A 20,472-nucleotide genomic window follows, 5' to 3' on the forward strand; every position below is an offset into this window, starting at 1 on the left:
ATCCTTCTTAACGGTCATGAGCTCGGGAAAATTGCTGTGGGATCCAGCCTGGCAGCGGCCCGCGCTGCTGCTTTGTCCACCAGCGATCAGTTGTTGTCCGTCAGCGCAGTGCCGGTGCGCCGGGCACAACAAAGCGCGGCCGGCCACCCCGGACGGGGCAGCCAGCCGCGCTGGCAGTATTCAGTTGGATCCGGTTACCGGAGCACCACGGTGCGGTTGCCCTGCAGGATGACCCGGCCCTCGCAGTGCCACTTGACGGCGTTGGAGAGGGCTTTGCATTCGGTGTCGCGGCCGGCGGCCACCAGGTCCTCCGGCCCGTACGTGTGGTCCACCTCCACCACCTGCTGGGCGATGATCGGCCCCTCGTCCAGCTCTGCGTTGACGTAGTGGGCCGTGGCGCCCACGGTCTTGACACCGCGCGCGTAGGCCTGGTGGTAGGGCTTGGCACCCTTGAAGCTGGGCAGGAACGAGTGGTGGATGTTGATGGCCCGGCCGTCCAGCTGCCGGGTCAGGTCGTCACTGAGCACCTGCATGTAGCGGGCCAGCACCACCAGTTCCACGTCCAGCCCGTCCACCAGTTCCATGAGTTTCGCCTCGGCCTCGGGCTTGGTTCCGGCCGTGACCGGGATGTGGTGGAACGGGATGCCGTGCCACTCCACCAGGGCCTGGTGGTCCCGGTGGTTGGACACCACCGCCACCACATCGATGGGCAGTTCGCCGATCCGTGCCCGGAACAGCAGGTCGTTCAGGCAGTGCCCGAACTTCGACACCATGATCAGCACCTTGCGCTTGGAACCCTGGCGTTCCAGCTGCCACCGCATGCCGAACTTCCCGGCAACGGGGGCAAAAGAGGACCGCAGGAGCTCCAGCGTGGATTCGTCCCCCTCGGAGACGAAGTGCACGCGCATGAAGAAGTGGCCCTCGGAGCGCTCGCCGAACTGCTTGTTGTCGATGATGTCGCAGCCGTGCTCCAGCAGGAAGCCGGAGACGGCGTGCACGATCCCGGGACCTTCCGGACAGTCAAGGGTCAGGACGTGTTCCACGGTGGTGGGCGCCTTGGGTGCGGGGAGATGGGTTTCAGTAACAGTCATGGCTCAGCACTCGATTACATTCACGGCGAGGCCTCCTCGGGAGGTTTCCTTGTACTTGGTTTTCATGTCGGCTCCGGTGTCGCGCATGGTCTTGATGGCCTTGTCCAGCGAGACCTTGTGGCTGCCGTCCCCGTGCAGGGCCAGCCGGGCCGCGTTGATCGCCTTCACGCTGGCGATCGCGTTGCGCTCAATGCACGGGATCTGCACCAGGCCGCCCACAGGATCACAGGTGAGGCCCAGGTTGTGCTCGATCCCCACCTCTGCGGCGTTTTCCACCTGCGCGGGCGTTCCGCCGAGCACTTCGCAGAGCCCGGCCGCCGCCATGGAGCAGGCGGAGCCCACCTCACCCTGGCAGCCCACTTCGGCGCCGGAGATGGAGGCGTTCGTCTTGAAAAGGATTCCGACGGCGGCCGCCGCCAGCAGGAAGCGGACCACGCCGTCGTCGTCGGCTCCCGGAACAAACTTGATGTAGTAGTGCAGCACGGCCGGCACGATCCCGGCCGCGCCGTTGGTGGGCGCGGTGACAATCCGGCCGCCCGCGGCGTTTTCCTCGTTCACGGCGAGCGCGAACAGGTTGACCCATTCCATCGCCAGCAGCGGGTCCGCCGGTGCCTGGACGGGCGACGGCGCTGCTGCCGCGGCTTCGGCGCTTGCCGCGGAGGCGGTCAGGGTGCGGAACAGTGACGGCGCCCGCCGGGTGACGTTCAGGCCGCCCGGCAGGATGCCTTCGGCGTTGCAGCCGTTCTCCACGCATTCGCGCATCACCGCCCAAAGGCCCAGCAGTTTCTCCCGCAGTTCCGCTTCGCTGTGCCAGGTGAGCTCGTTGGCCAGCATGACCTCGGAGATGGACATGCCCTCACGGCTGCAGATCTGCAGCAACTCGTCGGCGGTGGAGAACGGGTAGGGCAGGACGGTGTCGTCCGGCACCACCTTGTCAGCGCCCGCCGCGTCCCCGTCCACCACGAAGCCGCCCCCAATGGAATAGAAGCTCCGTTCGCTCAGTACGGCTCCGGTGTGGTCCAGCGCGCGGAAGGTCATGCCGTTGGGGTGCGCGGGGAGGGACTTGCGCCGGTGGAGCACCACGTCCTCTTCCCAGTTGAAATCCACCCGGTGGGAGCCGGCGATATGCAGCTCGGCGTTCAGCGCCGCGGCCGCCACCTGGTCGTCTGCCGTGAAGGTGTTCACCGTTTCAGGTTCCAGGCCCTGCAGCCCCAGGACCACCGCCTTGTCCGAGCCGTGGCCCCGCCCCGTAGCGCCCAGGGAACCGAAAAGTTCCGACTGGACGCGCACCGTGGAGGCCAGCTGGCCGTCGCCCTTCAACCCGTCCGCGAAGAGCTTGGCCGCCCGCATCGGGCCCACCGTGTGTGACGACGAGGGCCCGATGCCGACGGAAAACAGGTCAAGGACGCTGAGCGCCATCAGGGAACCTCTGGTGAGGCGTACTCCCGCATGGCGTCCAGCAGCCACCGGCCCAGGAACTCGGCGAAGGATGCCCGGGGGAAAATCCGGAAGGACTCCTCCCCCGTCTTCCACAGGATGGCGGGGATGTTGGCGATCTCGGTGGAGAAGGCGGTGCCGGCCTTGAACACCCTGGGGTGCAGGTCCAGCGAGCAGCCTTTTTCCAGGACGCCGCGGGCCCGGGGGCCGGTCAGTTCGAACGTGGTCCGGTTGGCGGAAAGGTCCACCACCTGGCCCGCGTCGCTGCCCAGTCCCTCCCGGAGTGCGCGGATCAGGCCGCCGCCCAGGGATTCGTGCGCCTCGGTGGGTGCCACCACCAGGAATTCGCCGGGTCCCAGCCAGAGGACGGAGGTGTCGCCGCTGCCGGCGACGGCACCGGATCCGGCGGGAAGGCCGCCGGTGACAGCGGCCAGGCGCTGTGCCGTGTCCGATCCCGCCGTTGCCCGGAGCCCCACCATGGTGAGGAAGGGCAGCTCGGCGATCTCAACAGTCCCGGGCAGAGAGCCGGCCGCGAAGGCTTCGGAGAGCTGCTTGGCGGGGCTGACTCGGGCTGCGAGGTTCTTGTCTGCGGCGGTGGGGGATGCTGCTGTTTCAGCCATCTTTACGGGTCCCTTCTGGGTCAAAAAGCACTGTTTCTGCAACAACCACGTCAACCAGCTGGTCGCCGGCGGCGGCCACCAGGGTTTCGCCGATGCGGTTGCGGCCGTTCTTGATCAGGGCCAGGCCGAAGGACCTGCCCATGGCTGCACTGTGGTAGCTGGAGGTGACAAAGCCTTCCATCGGCACCGGCCCGTAGGCAGGGTTCGTGGAGCGGCCCTTTTCCACCAGCTGGGTGCCTTCGGGGAGCCGGAGCGTCCCGTCCACGGGCAGGACGCTGACCAGGTGCTTGCGGTCCTCGCGCTGGGCGTCGGCCCGGGAGTAGGAGCGCTTGCCGATGAAGTCCTTGGCCTTGGAGACGATCCACTCCATGCCCGCGTCCTGCGGGGTGACGGTGCCGTCGGTGTCCTGCCCGACAATCGGGTAGCCCTTCTCGGCGCGGAGCACGTGCATGGTTTCCGTGCCGTACGGGGTGATGTTGAATTCGGCACCGGCGGCAGCCACGGCTTCCCACGTGTTCAGTCCGTACCAGGCCGGGATGTTGATTTCGTAGGCCAGCTCGCCGGAGAACGAGATCCGGCAGATCCGGGCGCGGACGCCGGAGGCGAGGGTGGTTTCGCGGAAGGTCATGAACGGGAACGCCTCGGCGTCCAGGCCACCGTTGGCTGCCAGTTCCGGGGCCACCTTGGCGATGACCTCGCGGGACTTGGGCCCGACGACGGCGATGGTGCTCCACTGCTCCGTCACCGAGGTGCAGTGCACGTCCAGCTCCGGCCACTCGGTCTGCAGCCATTCCTCCAGCCAGTCCAGGACCTTCGCGGCACCGCCCGTGGTGGTGGTCATGAAGTAGGTGTCACCGTCCACGCGGAGGGTCACGCCGTCGTCGAAAATCATCCCGTCCGGCGTGCACATGACGCCGTAACGGGCCGAACCCGGGGCGAGCTTCTTGAACGCGTTGGTGTAGACCCGGTTCAGGAACTCCCCCGCGTCCTTGCCGCGGATCTCGATCTTGCCCAGGGTGGTGGCGTCCATGAAACCCACGGACTCGCGGACGGCGGCGCATTCGCGCAGCACGGCAGCGTCCATGTCCTCCCCGTCCTGCGGGTAGAACCAGGGGCGCTTCCACTGTCCAACGTCCTCGAACAGGGCGCCCTTGGCCACGTGCCAGGGATGGATCGAGGTGATGCGGGCGGGGTCGAACAGCTCCCCGCGCTGGCGTCCGGCCAGCGCCGCGAAGGCCACCGGGGTGAACGGTGCACGGTAGGTGGTGGTGCCGATGTCCCCGATGCCGCGGGACGCCTCGCCGGCCGTGCGGAGTGCGGCCGCAATGACGCCGATCGCGTTGACGCCGGAGGTCTTGCCCTGGTCGTTGGCGGTGCTGATGGAGGTGTACCGCTTGATGTGCTCCACGGAGCGCATGCCGGCCCCGGTGGAACGCAGCACGTCGGCCACGGACTGGTCGCGCTGGAAGTCCACGAAGTGGTGGTGCCAGTCGTCCGGGGTACCGTTCTCCCCCGGCACCAGCCACAGCTGGCGGGTGGGGGCCGCTGCCTTCGGTGCGGCGAGCGGGGAAGGCTCGACGGCGGACGCGAAGCCCGCGGCGATGGCGGCTTTTGCGCCGGCGGAGATTCCCTCGGCAAGGCAGTCGGCGGTGGCGAAGGAGCCCCGGCCGGAGCCGATGGTCTGCTGGTTGGGAACTTCGGTGCTGGGCACGAAGGCCGCCAGTTCGTCGTCCCAGCGCAGCTTGCCCTGCCGCTGGGAGTGCAGGTGGACCAGCGGGCTCCAGCCGCCGGACACAGCCAGCAGGTCGCAGCCGATCTGCTCGACGCCCGAGGTGAGTTCGCCGTCGTCGTTAATGCTGCGGACGGTGACACCGTCCAGCCTACCTGCGGAATCGGCGGAGGTGTTGGCCACGGCGCTGCCGATCAGCACCCGGATCCCGGATTCGACGGCGGCAGTTGCCGCGGCGGTCAGCGCGGGACGGGCGTCCACCACGGCGGCAACCTTGACGCCTGCGGCGGCGAGGTCAGCTGCCACGGAGTAGGCGCTGTCATTGGTGGTGCTGATGACCACGCGCTTTCCGGCGGCCACTGCGTAGCGGTTGAGGTAGGTGCGGACGGCCGAGGCCAGCATGATCCCGGGGCGGTCGTTGTTCTCGAACACCAGGGGACGTTCGTGGGCGCCGGGGGCCAGGACCACCTGGTTGGCACGGATGTGCCAAATCCGCTGGCGGGACACACCCGGAGCAGCGGGGGTGGTGAGGTGGTCGGTGCGGTTCTGGACGGCAATGACGTAGTTGGCGTCGTAGGCTCCGAAGGCGGTGGTGCGGTTCAGGACGGTCGATTCCGCGCCGGACACGAGCTCCGCCTCAACGTCAGCCACCCACTCCAGGGCAGGCTTGCCCTCGATGGTCTCGGCCAGGCCGGGGGCGGTGGAGCCGGAGAGCAGGGAACCGCCGAGTTCGGGCTGGTCATCGAGCAGCATCACACGGGCGCCGGTGCGGACAGCTTCGCGGGCCGCGGCGAGGCCGGCGGGGCCGCCACCGATCACCAGGACGTCGGTGTGGACGTACTTCTTGTCGTACTCGGCGCGGTCATCCTCCGGGTCCAGCTTGCCCAGGCCGTTGAGCAGGGTGGCCTGCAGCCCGTCCACGAGTGAGACGGTGGTGGCGGGGAGCATGGATTCTGCCACGTGGCCGGGGAACCGGGCCTCTACGCGGACCAGGGCGTTGGCTTCCTCCACGCCGGCGGACATGATGCCGCGGGCGCGGTCCTCGTAGAGGGAGTTGCCGGCGGCGATGCGGCCGTTGGCCAGCAGGGCCGAGGCCAGGGTGTCACCGGGGTGGCCGGTGAACTCCTCGCCGTCGAGCGTGAATCGCCAGGAGATGGTGCGGTCGAAGCGGCCGCCGGTTGCCAGGCGGGCGTTCTGGGAAGTCACTTGGTCGCTCCTTCCGGGGCGGTGGTGCTGAGGGGGGTGGTGCTCGCCGGGCCGGTGCTGGCGGTGCCAGTGACGGCGGCCGCGGGAAGTGGTGCGGCTGGCCGCGGCACTCCCATCGGGTAGACGGCCTGAATGTCGTAGCTCACGGTGTCGCGGAGCATGTTGAACCACTGGCGGCAGCCGGTGCTGTGGACCCAGCGCTCGGCGAAGACGCCCTTGGGATTCTCACGGTAGAAGAGGTAGCGGGACCATTCGGTGTCGCTCAGCTCGTTCGGGTTCTCCGGGTACGGCACGTGGGCCTGGCCACCGTAGTGGAATTCGGTTTCGTCCCGCGGGCCGCAGTTGGGGCATGGGATCAGCAGCATATGCGTTAGTCCTTTTCTGGTGGCAGCGGCTAGTGGGCCACGGCGGCGGCGCCGTGTTCGTCGATCAGGGCGCCGGTTTCGAAGCGTTCCAGCGAGAACGGCTTGTTCAGCGCGTGCGGGGCGCCGGTGGCGATGGTGTGCGCGAAGGTGAGGCCGGCGGCGGGGGTGCCCTTGAACCCGCCGGTTCCCCAGCCGCAGTTCACGAACATGTTCTCCACCGGGGTCAGGCCCACGATCGGGGAGGCGTCCAGGGTGGTGTCCACGATCCCGCCCCAGGTCCGGAGCACGTGGGCCCGGGCAAAGATGGGGAAGAGCTCGACGGCGGCCGCCATCTGCTGCTCGATCACATGGAAGGAGCCGCGCTGGCCGTAGCCGTTGTAGGAGTCGACGCCGGCGCCCATGACCAGTTCGCCCTTGTGGGCCTGGGAGACGTAGACGTGGACGTGGTTGGACATGACCACCGTGGGGTGGACGGGCTCGTGCAGTTCGGACACCAGTGCCTGCAGCGGGTGGGACTGGATGGGCAGCTGGAAGCCCGCCATCTCGGCCAGGACCGAGCTGTGGCCGGCTGCGCAGAGGCCCACCTTTTCAGTGTTGATGGTGCCCCGGCTGGTCTTGACGCCCACCACGCGGTCGCCGTCCTTGAGGAAGCCGGTCACTTCGCAGTTCTGGATGATGTCCACGCCCATTTCGTCGCACTTGCGGGCGAAGGCCCAGGCCACGTGGTCGTGCTTGGCGATGCCGGCGCGCGGCTGGTAGGTGGCGCCCATGACGGGGTAGCGGATGTTGTCGCGGATGTTCAGGATGGGGCAGAGTTCCTTGACCTGCTGCGGGTCCAGCCATTCGGCGTCCACGCCGTTGAGCTTGTTGGCGCCCACGCGGCGGATGCTTTCGCGGACGTCGCCCAGGGTGTGGGCCAGGTTCATCACGCCGCGCTGGCTGAAGAGGAAGTCGTATTCAAGTTCCTCAGGCAGGATCTCCCAGAGCTTGAGGGCGTGCTCGTAGATGGCCGCGCTCTCGTCCCAGAGGTAGTTGGAGCGGATGATGGTGGTGTTGCGCGCCATGTTGCCGCCGGCCAGCCAGCCCTTTTCCAGGACGGCGATGTTGGTCATGCCGTGGTTCTTGGCCAGGAAGTAGGCGGTGGCCAGGCCGTGCCCGCCGCCGCCCACGATCACGGCGTCATAGGAGGACTTGGGTTCCGGGTTCCGCCAGAGGAAGTCCGGGTGCTCCGGAAGATGCTGGGTGCTCACTGGGCGGCTCCAATCAGGTCTGCTTCAGCTTCGGCCCGGCCGGCGTCGGCGGAGAGGTGCGGGTAAAGGGGGAACTTGTCGGCCAGGGCCGCCACGCGGTTGCGGAGTTCGACGGCGGTGTCCCCGGGCAGGGTGCCCGTGCCGGCCGAGGCAATCAGCGCTGTGGCAATGATGTCTGCAACCTCGGCGAACTCGGCGGCGCCGAAGCCGCGGGCGGCGAGGGCTGGGGTGCCGATCCGGAGGCCGGAGGAAACCATCGGCGGGCGGGGGTCGAACGGTACGGCGTTGCGGTTGACGGTGATGCCGATGCGGTGGAGGGCGTCCTCGCCCTGCTGGCCGTCGAGTTCGGAGTTCCGCAGGTCCACCAGGACCAGGTGGACGTCCGTGCCACCATTGACAACCGAGATGCCGGCGACCTGGACGTCTTCCTGGAGGAGGCGCTCTGCCAGCAGCTTGGCGCCCTGCAGGACGCGTTCCTGGCGTTCCTTGAATTCAGGGGCTGCGGCGAGCTTGAAGGCCACGGCCTTGGCGGCGATGACGTGCTCCAGGGGACCGCCCTGCTGGCCGGGGAACACGGCGCTGTTGATCTTCTTGGCGTATTCCTCCTTGGCCAGGATGACGCCGCCGCGGGGGCCGCCCAGCGTCTTGTGGGTGGTGGTGGTGACCACGTCAGCGTACGGGACGGGGTTGGGGTGCAGGCCTGCGGCGACGAGGCCGGCGAAGTGGGCCATGTCCACCATGAGGTAGGCCCCCACGAGGTCGGCGATCCGGCGGAATTCGGCGAAGTCCAGCTGGCGGGAGTAGGCGGACCAGCCGGCCACGATCAGCTTGGGCTTGTGTTCCAGGGCCAGGGCTTCCACCTCTGCCATGTCCACGCGGAGGTCGGATTCGCGGACGTGGTAGGGCACCACGTTGTAGAGCTTGCCGGAGAAGTTGATCTTCATGCCGTGGGTGAGGTGGCCGCCGTGGGCCAGCGAGAGGCCGAGGATGGTGTCGCCGGGGTTCAGCAGCGCGAACATGGCGGCGGCGTTGGCCTGCGCGCCGGAGTGCGGCTGCACGTTGGCGAATTCGGCGCCGAACAGTGCCTTCACGCGGTCGATGGCGAGCTGCTCGATCACATCGACGTGCTCGCAGCCGCCGTAGTAGCGCTTGCCCGGGTAGCCCTCGGCGTACTTATTGGTAAGCACCGAGCCCTGGGCTTCCATCACGGAGGACGGAGCGAAGTTCTCCGAGGCAATCATTTCCAGGGTGGACTGCTGGCGGTGCAGTTCCTGTGCCACAGCGGCGGCGACGTCGGCGTCGACAGTGGCGAGCGAGGCGTTCAGTACGTCCTGCATTGTTCTCCTTTTGAGCCCTTCGGAGTTACTGATCCATAACTGATCTGTAACTGATATATTAGAACTGACGCAATAGTATGTTGTAGATCACGTGGCAGTCAATAGCTACCTTGGGAGAGCCCGGATGAGCGTAATGACAGAAAACCAGCTGGCGGGAGAAGGCGAGCTCTCGCTCGCCGAGCAGGCCTACCGGCACCTACGGGACCGGCTGATCATGCTCGACATCCGGCCCGGCGAGGCGATCAACGACGGCAAGCTCGCCGCGGAACTCGGGATCGGCCGCACGCCGGTCCGCGAAGCGCTGAAGCGCCTGGAAGGCGACCACCTCGTGGTGTCGTACCCCCGCCGCGGAACGTTCGCCACCGTCGTCGACATCACTGAACTTGCGGACGTCTCGGAACTGCGCGAGTCGCTGGAACCGCTGGCCGCGCGCCGGGCCGCCAAGCTGGCCACCCCTGCCCTCCGCAAGGAGATCAGGGACACGGCGGCGGCTATTGCGGACATGGGCGACGAGGACGATCCCTATGACCTCATGCGGTACGACATCAAAGTCCACCGCCTGATCTACCGGGCCGCCGCCAACACGCACCTTGAGGACGTCCTGATCCGGTACGACAACCTGGCCACCCGCATCTGGTGCATGGTGCTGGAAAAGGTGCCGTCCGTGGCGGCGCACATCGCCGAGCACGTGGAACTGCTGGAAGCAGTGGCCGACGGCGATTCGGACCGGGCGGGCAAGCTCGCCCTTGAGCACGTAACCAGTTTCGAGCAGGCCATCCGCAGCGTGCTGTAGGTTCCGCATCGACACCGTCACCTACCCAAGCGCCATTGCAGTAAAGGTCTCACCCGGCAGAGTTGTTCCTTCCAGCCAGACACAAATGGGCGCCGTTGAAGCAAGATAGTTGTTTTCAACCTGGCTGTGACGAACGGCGGAACGGAACCCATCGAGGTGCAGAATGATGGGCCGTCCGAAGGTCAGCTACAGCGCCGAGGGCATCGAGGCGCAGTCGGCTTTTGACTTCGGGGCGGTGGGGAACAGACAGCAGCGCTGAGAAAGGTAGCAAGTCCAGGCAGCACCACGCTTAATATCGTCGCTGACGTAGAAGGGCTTTCCGAGCTCAGGGACTGGGCTTTCATCGTGACGGTCGGCATGCCCTTTGACGCCATCATCAATCCTGTTCCGGCGGCACCGAGCAGACACGCAAGGCAAACATTCTCCAGCTGACCTGCTACGGAAATTCGTCAGGCTACCTGCCCGGGTTTGCTGACGACGAGCAAAAGATCAGGGACTGGATGGAGGACGTGTACACGGTGGCTCCCCAGCTTCGGGGCCGGGTGCTCGGCGTGCACGCCCAAACCTGGCAGCACTGCTTCGCCCTGCTCAGCCCGGAACGGGCATCTGCCCTTCCCGAACTGCAGCACCCCGTGGGATGGCTGCACTTCGCCGGTGACTATACCTCGGAGACCGCCGGCACCCATGGGGCGTATTCCGAAGGAGAACGAGTAGCAGCCCAGATACGCGCTGCCCTGAAGCCCGCAAGGTAGCAGGCAAAACCGGCAAGGGCACCGCCGGGCCCAAGCCATGCCCTGATCCTGCAACGAGCTTCCCTTTATTGAAAGGACCTCCTCATGACGGTCTTCGGAATAATCGGCGTCGGGTCTATTGCTGCCGCCATCGTCACCGGCCTATGTGAAGACGTCGGAGAACCCCCACAGGTAGTGCTGTCACCGCGCAGCCAGGCGCGTTCCAGTGATCTTGCCGCACGCTTCCGAACAGTCACGATTGCTTCAACCAACCAAGAAGTCGTGGACCAGAGCGACGTGGTCGTTTTGTGCGTACTGCCGCACCAAGCAGAGGAAGTGCTCGGGGAACTGGTATTTGGAGAAAACCAGGGAGTTGTCAGTGCCGTGGCCGGGGTGCACCTGTCCGTCCTGCAAAACCTGGTCTTCCCGGCCAAAGACATCGCACGAAGCATTCCGGCACCAGCCGTAGCCACACGGTCGAGCATTACACCGATCTACCCCGCCACGGAAGCTGCCCGCGACCTCTACGACAGACTTGGCGGAGGCATGGTGCTCGATGATGAGCTCGCATATGAATCAGTCTCTGCGGCATCGGCGACTGTCGAAGCCTACTTCCACTACCTTGGCGCCATCGCCGACTGGCTCGTTGCGCACGGAGTAGCCGCCACAGATGCCCGTCGATACGTCGCCGCCACGTTCAGCGACTTGTCCGAGGAAATGGACACGCCGCACGTCGATTTCAATACCCTGGCCCGCACGCACACGACAAAAGAAGGCCTCAACGAACAATTCGCAAAGCACCTCACCTCGAAAGGCACCTTCACAGCCGTGGGCGAAGGTCTCGATGCGGTTCTCGCACGCCTCTCACCCAACTGACAGGGCCAGCATCGCATCGCCGGTCCCAAGCCCCCTTTCAACAACAGCGCCCAACTTAAAGAGGTCGATCGCTCTACTCCCGACCGGACCCGATTGGGTACACCCCAACCTGGCGTCACAACCGCCTGATAAGGGAGGACTTGGCCAACGGCGGAGCTCCCAATCGTTCTCCGGTGCACTCCCCGGTGGCCACTGGTAGCACAGGCACCAAATGCCCCAGGCGGACTCTTCAGGGACAAGATCTTAGGATCGTTTGGATGCTTCTCAAGCTTCCGCATGTTGCTTCCTTGCCAGCAACTGTCAGGGTGAGATCTGAGAAGGCCAAGAACCGCTGTCAATAAAACAGGACCTCGTACTATCCTGACGCCACCACAGCCGCTGCCGTAACAGCGATCAGCCGGAGGGTCTAGCACCGTACTGAAGGAGTACACTCACAGGGACTCACAAGACCCACAAGACTCACAAGGACTCACAGATGCCCCCGCTGCCCAATCCCTTCCGCCCCACGGCGGGGGCCACTCCCCCGGAACTCATCGGACGCCAGGGAATGCTCGACGAGTTCGAGTACGGCCTTCGGCTCGGTTCGGGCGCCCCAGGATTGCTGACTATCATCACCGGCGCCCGCGGCATCGGCAAGACAGCGCTGCTCAGCGAGGCTCAAGAAAAAGCCCGCCAGCAAGGCTGGATCGTCATCTCCGAAACAGCCACGCCCGGCTTCCTCGGCCGGATCGGCGAGACGATGCGGCTTCATCTGGAGGAACTCGGCCCCGGCCCTGCCGCGCGCCGAATCACCGCCCTTGGCGTGGCCGGCTTCACGGTAACGACGCAACTGCCGCCCGAGCGGCAGGTAGATTGGCGCCGACTGGGCGAGCAACTCCTAAACGTGCTCGCGGAGACGAAGACCGGGCTGCTTTTCACTGTTGATGAGATCCACTCAGCTGACCGCACGGAACTGTCCCAACTCGCCGCCGACGTCCAACACTTCATTCGCGACGGGCTGCCGATAGGCCTGATTTTCGCCGGGCTCCCGGCGGCGGTATCGGACCTGCTCAACGAAGGCGTTGCCACGTTCCTGCGCAGGGCCGAACGGATCGACCTGCATGCCGCGACCATTAGCGAAGTTGAACGCTCCTACGAAGAGACGTTCCGGCGGGCAGGAATCAGGGTCAATAAGGAGCAGATCCGGCGCGCAGCTGAGGCGACCGGGGGCTACCCCTTCCTGATCCAGCTCATCGGCTACCAGCTCTGGCGCCAAGCCGAGATCAACGACCTCACCTTGGAAGCGGAGAACGTCACCCAGGCCATCGCAGCAGCCAGTCGCCGTCATGAAATGACGGTAATAGAAGCAGCTCTTTCCACTGCCTCGGAGAAAGATAAGGACTTCCTCCGCGCCATGGCGGAAGACGATGGTGCTGTTGCCGCCGGGGACATCGGCAAGCGGCTCAACGCGAAAAGCAACGTCGTGGCCAACTACCGGGCCCGGCTCATCGCCGCTGGACTCATTGAGGCACCTGGGTACGGGAAGGTGGATTTCGCCATCCCAGGCCTTCGCGAATACCTCCGCAAAAGTCGACACACGTAGCCCCGCCCATCGGGCACTGCCTCATCTGGCCAGCCAGCTTTACGGAACCTGCATTATCGGCGTGCTGAAATGGACGGGGGAGAGGGCTTCGAAAGGGGCTTCGCCTGATTTCCAACCGACACGCCTCTAGGACAATTGGCGACGACTTTAGCGAATTGCGGCTCGATTCCAGCCTCGGGAGTGGCCCGGAAAGCGGGCTCGGGCTGAACGTCGAATAGGAATCAGATGTGGCAGCGGTTCGTCCGTGATGGGGAGGAAGAACGCGCCTTGACGCAGGCTCCCGTTATCTCTGGCTCTTCGTGGGCATCCGTTTCTACCGCGTGCTCGGGCCGTGGGAAGTACATTGGATGTTCTCCAACTTCTCTGCAGCCAGGAGGGAGGCAAGTTCTTCAGTTGGGCCGCCGGCCCAAACAGACCAGAAGAACGTCCCGACAGCGAGGGCTGCCATGGTCAGGATGTCAGTTTGATTTCCCAGCGCGGGCTCGCCTAGGGGGCCGAACTGTCCATAGTAGGCAATAAGGAGCGTCGTCAGGAAGGTGACGACTATCCACAGGCCGCCGCGGATGTGACCCCGCCCCTTCGTGTTGCTCGACAGGTACAGGCCGCCTAGAAATAGCCCAGCGACTATGACCATGGCGCTGAAATAGATGGGGAAAGACCATGAGCCCGGGGCTTGTTCCTGGTTCCGGGTGAACAACCAGCCGCCGGCGGCCGCTACCCAGATCCACGCGACAGTGAAGCCTGCGGAGAGCAGCCAGCTGGGCAGAGGACGGCTCCACCCGCTCCGAACGCTTGCGTAGCCGCCGTAGAGCGGAAGCGCGAAGAATACGACGGTGAAAAGGTTGATGAGAGAGACCCAGCCGGCGAAGTAGATCAGCAACAGGCTGGCTACGTATCCGGCGAGGGCCCAGAAGGTGGCGGCCTTGAGCCGGAATGGGCGTGGGAGCTCAGGTGCGGTGCGCCGAAGGACAACGAGCACTGGCCCACCCATTAGGTAACTCAGTGTCAGGGCGATCGAAACCTGACCAACGAAGGAGTACCAGCTTGGGGCCGGAAAGAAGAAGAACATCCCCAGAGCTGTGCATATGGCCAGCGCCACGATGGGTGTGCCGAACCGGTTGATCCGTTGAAGTGCTTTGGGCAGCTCCCCATTTACCGACATGGAGTACGTGGACCGTGCGCCAATGCCCAGCCACACCCAGCCCGTGGCCATTGGCGAGAGTGCTGCGTCCGAGAGCAGGACCACGGAAAACCACGCGAAACCGGCGGCGGTGACGGCGTTGAGCAACGGCGCGGAAGCCCAGTGGCTTCCAAGGAGAGCGTGCCAGTCCCCTGACGCTACGTTGGCCGCGTCCCAGTTCACGGCTCCCACGAATCCGATCTGCAGAAGTATGTAAATCACCAGGGGAATCAACAGTCCTCCGACCACGATGGCGATCGGGATGTTCCGCTGTGGATTGATTGCCTCGCCGCCGAAGTCAAGAATCTGGCGGAGGCCGGAGTAGGCGAACACGATGCCGCCGCTGGCAAGTGCGCCGAGGATAGCGCCTGCACCTTGAGGGGCGAAGCCACCGCCGATGGTGAAGTTCGCGGAGGAAAAAGCGAAGAACATCAGCGTCGCTGCCACGAGTGGGATCACGAGCTTCCAAATAGTGATGTATTTGTTCGACTCGCTCAGGACTTTCGCGCCAAAGGAATTGAGGATGAAGAAGACAATGAGGAGCCCGAAACCTGCCACGATTCCCCGGGGCCATGACAGGATCATCGTCCCGTCGCTTTCGGTGAGGAGTCCTAGTTCAGGCCAGTTGCCCCCGACGTACGTGAGGATTGCCTGGACTTCAATAACGGGCAGTGCCAGCGCCGCAATCAGGTAACCCCACCCGTTGAACCAACTCAGGAATGCTCCGTGGGTGAGTCTGGGGTAGCGGACGCCTGCGCCCGAGCGCGGGAGCATGGTTCCCAGCTCCATCCATGCCGCTCCGATGACGCCGAAGAAGACGGCGCCCAGTACCCAGGTGATAATCGAGGCAGGTCCGGCGATACTTGCTGCGGCGAGGGTGGCCAGGAGCCAGCCGGAACCGATTTGAACGCTGACAGCAAGCGCGACCAGGCCGAAAAGTCCGATCTGCTTCTTCAGCTGGGCGTCGCTCGCCTCATAAGCTTCCCTCATGGGCGCATTATTTTTCGAGTGTCCATATGACTCCTTTGTCCTACCAGTATCCGGCTTCCGGACTTCACGCGATGTAGACGTTTCAGCTGTCGATTCGGCTTTGACTGCGCTTGCTGGCTGGCTTTGTTCCTGGCACTTCCCCTGCCGCCGCTTTTGGGGTCGGTTGATCCGGCCGTTCCAGGAAATGCCAAGGACGTCCTTCCGGCGTGGAACGTCTTTCAGGTTTATAAGAAATGGCGGTCCTGGGGTGCGCCACGGGAGGCGCGTCTAAGGAGTGCCATCTGCGTGAGGTCGTCGACGACCTGGTTGACGCGGGTTCTCCGGGCCTTGCTGCCGAGGGAGCGGCGCTGTTTGCCTGCGGCCAATATACGGGCCTGTTCCCGAGCGGTGGGAATCGCGTCCGTCCCCGGGGCGTGTGTGTAGGGATGGTAGAAGAGCGGCAGATTCGATCTGTCCTGCTCGTACTCAGACATTGTTCTCACGTTTTCAGTCCATTGTCGTCACGAAACATGGTGCTGCCTATCGCAGGGATAGGCAGCACCACAAGGATCTACGTCTCATAGGCACCCTGGGCCTAAGAGCACGCCGGCCCGCAGATTTTTTCAGTGTGTCATGGCGGTGAAAGCCTGATCGTAGATGGCCAGCGCCTGCTTCACCTCATCTGCCGTGACGACGGCGGGCGGCACCACGTGGAGGCGGTTGTCGGCCAGGAACGGCAGCAGGCCCAGGCGGAGCAGTTCAGCCTTGAGCCGGCCCATGTACTCCGCGTTGACAGGGGTGCGGGAGTCCCGGTCCTGGACGAGTTCCAGGGCCCAGAAGACGCCGCGGCCGCGGACTTCTCCGATGACGCCGTGCTTTTCGGCCAGTGCGAGCAGGCCGGGTTCGAGGTGGTCGCGGCCGATCCTGGCGGCATTGCCGACGATGTCTTCTTCTTCGAAGGCTTCGATGGACGCCACCACCGAGGCCGCGGCGAGCGGGTGCCCGGAGTAGGTGAGCCCGCCGGGGAAGACCCGCTCATCGAAAGTGGCGGCGATGTCGCCGGAGATGATGACGCCGCCTACGGGGACGTAGCCGGAGTTGACGCCCTTGGCGAAGGTGATGAGGTCCGGGGTGACGTTGAAGGCGTCGAAGGCGAACCAGTCGCCGGTGCGGCCGAAGCCGGCCATGACCTCGTCGAGGATCATCACGATGCCGTATTCGTCGCAGAGCGCCCGGACGCCTTCGAGGTAGCCGGGTGTGGGGACCAGGATGCCGGCGGTGCCGGGGACGGTTTCCAGCAGGATGGCGGCGATGGACTGCGGGCCTTCGGCCTGGATCACCCGACGGAGGTGGTGGAGGGCGCGCTCGGTTTCCTGTTCGGGGGTTTCGGCCCAGAACTCGGAGCGGTAGAGGTAGGGGCCGAAGACGTGGACGTGGCCGCGGGAGTATTCGTTGGGGATGCGCCGCCAGTCACCGGTGGCAACGATGGCAGCGCCGGTGTTGCCGTGGTAGGAGCGGTAGCGCGAAAGGACTTTGTCGCGGCCGGTGTGCAGGCGGGCCATCCGGATGGCGTTTTCGTTGGCGTCTGCACCACCGTTGGTGAAGAACACCTTTTCCATGTTGGCGGGTGCGTGGGACAGGATCTTGGCTGCGGCGGTGGCCCTGACGTGGTTTGCGGCCGCGGGTGCCACGGTGGCCAGGGTGGTGGCCTGCTGGGCGATGGCGGCTATGACTTTGGGGTGCTGGTGGCCGATGTTGGTGTTGACGAGCTGGCTGGAGAAGTCCAGGTAGGTGTTGCCGTCATGGTCCCAGACGGTGCTGCCGGATCCGCCGGCGATCGCCATAGGGTTCAGGGACTTCTGCGCGGACCAGGAATGGAAGACGTTGGCCCGGTCGAGGGCTACGACGTCGGCGTTGCTGAGGGATACAGCGGCCGACGTCTTGGCGTCTGCTGCGGGCAGGAGTGCCTGGTTGGCGACCATGGCGTTTCCTCTCGGTAAGTGGAATGGGAAGTTCCTTCATCATCCGCTTTCCGTCAGGGCTAGTGCCGTATACGTTTGTACAACCCATCTGTTTCTGTTCGACGTTTTCACACCGGGGATCACATGCCGCCAAATCTCAATGTCCTGCTGCGCAGCCGCTCGCTGAAGCTGCGGCTGGTGGTGCCGGACCTCGGGGCGCCTCGCCTTGAGGAGCCCGTCAGCTGGGTCCACAGCTCGGACCTGGCGGACCCCACCCCGTTCCTGGACTCCGGCCAGCTGTTGCTGACGGACGGTACCCAGTTCCCCGTGGAGGGTGAGTTCCGGAAGGGGTATGAGCAGTATGTGGGCCGGCTGGTGGAGCATGGCATCGTGGGACTGGGCTTTGCCACCCAGGTAGTCCACGGGACGTTGCCTGCAGGCCTCGAGGAAGCCTGCAGGGATCAGGGCTTGCCGCTGGTCGAGGTACCGGACCGGACACCCTTTATCGCCATCATCCGCACCGTTGCGGACTATCTGGCGCGGGAAGAGCACGCACGGGCCGAGTGGTCGCTGCAGGCCCAGCGTGCCATCTCGCGGGCAGCCCTGCGGCCTGACGGGTTGACCTCGATCCTCGGTGAGCTCGAGCGCCAGCTCCACAGCTGGGTTGCCCTGTACGATGCCGCGGGAAACTATGTGCGCATGCCGCGGAACCGCCCGGTCCCCTCCGGCATTGCCCCAGAGGTCACGGAGAAGGTGCGGCGCGCTCTCGACCTCGGTACCAGGTCGGCGTCCCATCTGAACGTCCGAGGGCAGTCGGTGACCCTGCAGACTCTTGGCCGGAAAGACAACCTGCGCGGCGCCCTGGTACTGGGCGCCATCGAACCCCTCGACCCCGCCCGGGCGGACATTGTCAACAGCGTGATCGGTCTGGCCAGCCTGGCCCTGGAGCAGGCGCGGACCCTCGATACGGCACGCAGGCACCTGCGCGCGGGAGTCTTCGAGCAGTTGCTGGCGGGCAGCACCGACGTCGCATGCCGCACAGCCCGCCAGGTGTGGGGCCAGCTGCCACGGGATCCGCTGATGGTGACCGTCTCCCGGCAGGAGAGCCCGGCGCCAAACCTGTTGGAGGCCTTGGAGCTGCTGGCGGACGACCACCGGGGTGCCGTGTTCTATGCGCTGCGGGGCGAGGTCCTGGTGATCCTGGCGGGCCAGGCCCACCAGGGGAAGGTTTTGGAGCTGCTGGGGCGCCACGGCGCGACGTGTGGTGTCTCGGCCGAGGCACCAATGGAGGGGCTTGCCGGTGCCCTGGAAGAAGCCACACGTGCGTTGCGGCGGGCAGCTGAAGTGGGCAGGGCCGTCGTCGAATTTTCCGAGCTCTCGACAGGCGGCATGCTGGGCCTGCTTCGCGAGGAGAAGGCCGGCCCGGTGGCCCGGGGGTTGCTGCAGCCGCTGATCAGCCATGACGCGGCCGAGCAGACGGAACTGCTGGAAACCGTACGGGAATGGTTTGCCAATAACTGTGTCTGGGACAAGACAGCGCGCCGTCTGGGAGTGCACCGCCATACGCTCAGGAACAGGATTGATACTGCCGGCCGAATCCTTGGACTGAACCTGGACAGCATGCAGGACCGCCTGGAGCTGTACGCGGCTGTTCAGTTCCTGGAATAGGCCGGAAACGAAGGCGAGGACCTCCGGCAGGTGTGCCGGAGGTCCTCGCTGTCAGGGCCCAGTGCCAGGTGCTGACATCCTGTGGGTGCTGCCCTAGTTCTGCGGGAAGCCCAGGTTAATGCCGCCGTGGCTCGGGTCGAGCCAACGGGAGGTGATGGCCTTTTCGCGGGTGAAGAACTGGAAGCCCTGGAGGCCGTAGGCCTTGGAGCTGCCGAAGATGGAATCCTTGAACCCTCCGAAGGAGTAGTACGCCACCGGAACCGGGATTGGCACGTTGATACCCACCATGCCCACTTCCACCTCGTTCTGGAAGCGGCGGGCCGCGCCGCCGTCGTTGGTGAAAATAGCCGTGCCGTTGCCGTACGCACTGGAGTTGATAAGGTCAAGACCCTCTTCATAGCTGTGGACGCGGACCACCGCCAGGACCGGGCCGAAGATCTCCTCGGTGTAAGCGCGGGAGGTGACCGGGACCTCGTCGATCAGGGTCGGGCCGAGCCAGAAGCCGTTCTCGTCGCCGTCCACGTTGATGCCGCGGCCGTCCGCCACAACCTTTGCGCCATCCTCAACGGCAATGTCGATGTAGGACGCCACCTTGTCGCGGTGCTGCTTGGTCACCAGGGGGCCCATGTCGCAGTTGCGGCGTCCGTCACCGATCTTCAGGGTCGCCATCCGGGAGGTGATCTTCTCGATCAGTTCGTCAGCGACGGGCTCGACGGCGACGACGACGCTGATGGCCATGCAGCGTTCACCGGCGGATCCGAAGCCGGCGTTGATGGCGGCGTCGGCAGTCAGGTCGAGGTCGGCATCGGGCAGGACCAGCATGTGGTTCTTCGCGCCGCCCAACGCCTGGACGCGCTTGCCGTTTTTGGCTGCAGTTTCGTAAATGTACTGGGCAATGGGGGTGGAGCCCACGAAGGAGATCGCCTTGACGTCGCGGTGCTCGAGGAGTCCGTCGACGGCTTCCTTGTCTCCGTGCAGGACGTTGAACACGCCTGCCGGAAGGCCTGCTTCGGTGAACAGTTCGGCGAGCCAGTTGGCGGCGGAGGGGTCCTTCTCGCTGGGCTTGAGCACGACGGTGTTGCCGGCGGCGATGGCGACAGGCAGGAACCACAGGGGAACCATGGCCGGGAAGTTGAACGGGCTGATGATGCCCACGACACCGAGGGGTGCCTTGGTGGAGTAGACGTCCACTCCGGTGGAGACGTTTTCGGAGTGCTCGCCCTTGATCAGGTGCGGGAAACCAGTGGCCAGTTCCACGACCTCCAGGCCGCGGGTGATTTCGCCCAGCGCGTCCGAGACGACTTTGCCGTGCTCAGCGGTGATGATCTGGGCGAGCTCGCCTTTGCGCTCGTTCAGCAGTTCGCGGACGCGGAACAGGATCTGCTGGCGCTTGGTGATGGAGAGGTCACGCCAGGCAGGGAAGGCTTTGTGGGCGGACGAGATGGCGGTTTCGATGTCCGAGGCATTCGCCAGGGCGACGCGTTTGGTTTCGATGCCGCGGGCCGGGTCGTAGACCGGGGCGGTGCGGTCCCCCGAGGAAAGGGCCTCGGCGCCGTCGATCCAGTGGGACAGGACGGGAAGTTCTTCGTTCGCGGTCACGCTGTTGCTCGCTTTCAGTTCAGGGAGTGTTGCCGGAGCGGCTTTGCAGCAACGGTACGGGGACGCCGCACGCTCGCG

General features: G+C 65.3%; 15 protein-coding genes. 5 read left to right on the forward strand and 10 right to left on the reverse strand.

All coding sequences use genetic code 11. The annotated features are described in order from the left end of the window. Positions 1 to 194 precede the first annotated feature (194 nt). The 7 genes from purU to glyA are packed head-to-tail and all read right to left on the reverse strand — an operon-like array spanning position 195 to position 9,035. A complete protein-coding gene (gene purU, locus FBY36_RS06900; protein ID WP_142118040.1) occupies positions 195 to 1,091 on the reverse strand; it encodes a formyltetrahydrofolate deformylase in 897 nt (298 codons plus the stop codon). A 3-nt stretch (positions 1,092 to 1,094) separates the two neighbouring features. After that, on the reverse strand, positions 1,095 to 2,510 hold the full coding sequence (locus tag FBY36_RS06905; RefSeq protein WP_142118042.1) for an L-serine ammonia-lyase: 1,416 nt from the start codon (positions 2,508 to 2,510) through the stop codon (positions 1,095 to 1,097). Next, positions 2,510 to 3,148, reverse strand: a complete 639-nt coding sequence (locus FBY36_RS06910) for a sarcosine oxidase subunit gamma (protein WP_142118044.1) — start codon at positions 3,146 to 3,148, stop codon at positions 2,510 to 2,512. The genes FBY36_RS06905 and FBY36_RS06910 overlap by 1 nt, the downstream gene beginning before the upstream one ends. Continuing rightward, entirely contained in the window at positions 3,141 to 6,083 is a 2,943-nt protein-coding gene (locus FBY36_RS06915; RefSeq protein ID WP_142118046.1) for a sarcosine oxidase subunit alpha family protein, read from the reverse strand. Before FBY36_RS06915 ends, FBY36_RS06910 begins: the two co-directional genes overlap by 8 nt. Continuing rightward, complete coding sequence (locus FBY36_RS06920) at positions 6,080 to 6,448, reverse strand: sarcosine oxidase subunit delta (RefSeq protein ID WP_142118048.1); 369 nt, start codon at positions 6,446 to 6,448, stop codon at positions 6,080 to 6,082. The genes FBY36_RS06915 and FBY36_RS06920 overlap by 4 nt, the downstream gene beginning before the upstream one ends. Before the next feature lie 29 nt (positions 6,449 to 6,477). Continuing rightward, positions 6,478 to 7,698, reverse strand: a complete 1,221-nt coding sequence (locus tag FBY36_RS06925; RefSeq protein WP_142118050.1) for a sarcosine oxidase subunit beta family protein — start codon at positions 7,696 to 7,698, stop codon at positions 6,478 to 6,480. Beyond that, complete coding sequence (gene glyA, locus FBY36_RS06930) at positions 7,695 to 9,035, reverse strand: serine hydroxymethyltransferase (protein WP_142118052.1); 1,341 nt, start codon at positions 9,033 to 9,035, stop codon at positions 7,695 to 7,697. Before glyA ends, FBY36_RS06925 begins: the two co-directional genes overlap by 4 nt. A gap of 133 nt (positions 9,036 to 9,168) precedes the next feature. Between glyA and FBY36_RS06935 the strand changes: the two genes are divergently transcribed. The 4 genes from FBY36_RS06935 to FBY36_RS06950 all read left to right on the forward strand — a co-directional run bounded on the left by FBY36_RS06935 (position 9,169) and on the right by FBY36_RS06950 (position 13,017). Beyond that, positions 9,169 to 9,828, forward strand: a complete 660-nt coding sequence (locus FBY36_RS06935; RefSeq protein WP_142122527.1) for a GntR family transcriptional regulator — start codon at positions 9,169 to 9,171, stop codon at positions 9,826 to 9,828. A gap of 428 nt (positions 9,829 to 10,256) precedes the next feature. Continuing rightward, positions 10,257 to 10,580 (forward strand): FAD-dependent oxidoreductase, encoded by a 324-nt coding sequence (locus FBY36_RS06940; RefSeq protein WP_327436701.1) that lies wholly within the window; start codon positions 10,257 to 10,259, stop codon positions 10,578 to 10,580. Positions 10,581 to 10,664: 84 nt separating this feature from the next. After that, a complete protein-coding gene (locus FBY36_RS06945) occupies positions 10,665 to 11,435 on the forward strand; it encodes an NAD(P)-binding domain-containing protein (protein WP_142118056.1) in 771 nt (256 codons plus the stop codon). Between the two features lie 475 nt (positions 11,436 to 11,910). Continuing rightward, the gene (locus tag FBY36_RS06950) at positions 11,911 to 13,017 is read left to right on the forward strand and encodes an ATP-binding protein (protein ID WP_142118058.1); all 1,107 of its coding nucleotides are present in this window, start codon (positions 11,911 to 11,913) and stop codon (positions 13,015 to 13,017) included. A 313-nt stretch (positions 13,018 to 13,330) separates the two neighbouring features. Here the strand turns inward: FBY36_RS06950 and FBY36_RS06955 are convergent, their stop codons facing one another. Continuing rightward, entirely contained in the window at positions 13,331 to 15,187 is a 1,857-nt protein-coding gene (locus FBY36_RS06955) for an APC family permease (RefSeq protein WP_142118060.1), read from the reverse strand. Between the two features lie 602 nt (positions 15,188 to 15,789). Further along, on the reverse strand, positions 15,790 to 17,148 hold the full coding sequence (locus tag FBY36_RS06960; protein WP_142118062.1) for an aspartate aminotransferase family protein: 1,359 nt from the start codon (positions 17,146 to 17,148) through the stop codon (positions 15,790 to 15,792). 123 nt (positions 17,149 to 17,271) lie between these two features. Between FBY36_RS06960 and FBY36_RS06965 the strand changes: the two genes are divergently transcribed. Then, positions 17,272 to 18,795 (forward strand): PucR family transcriptional regulator, encoded by a 1,524-nt coding sequence (locus tag FBY36_RS06965; RefSeq protein WP_142118064.1) that lies wholly within the window; start codon positions 17,272 to 17,274, stop codon positions 18,793 to 18,795. Positions 18,796 to 18,888: 93 nt separating this feature from the next. On the opposite strand, the gene FBY36_RS06970 is transcribed toward FBY36_RS06965, so the two are convergent. Then, the gene (locus FBY36_RS06970; protein WP_235008751.1) at positions 18,889 to 20,394 is read right to left on the reverse strand and encodes a CoA-acylating methylmalonate-semialdehyde dehydrogenase; all 1,506 of its coding nucleotides are present in this window, start codon (positions 20,392 to 20,394) and stop codon (positions 18,889 to 18,891) included. Positions 20,395 to 20,472 lie beyond the last annotated feature (78 nt).

The sequence above is a fragment of the Arthrobacter sp. SLBN-122 genome, assembly GCF_006715165.1.
Lineage (GTDB): Bacteria > Actinomycetota > Actinomycetes > Actinomycetales > Micrococcaceae > Arthrobacter.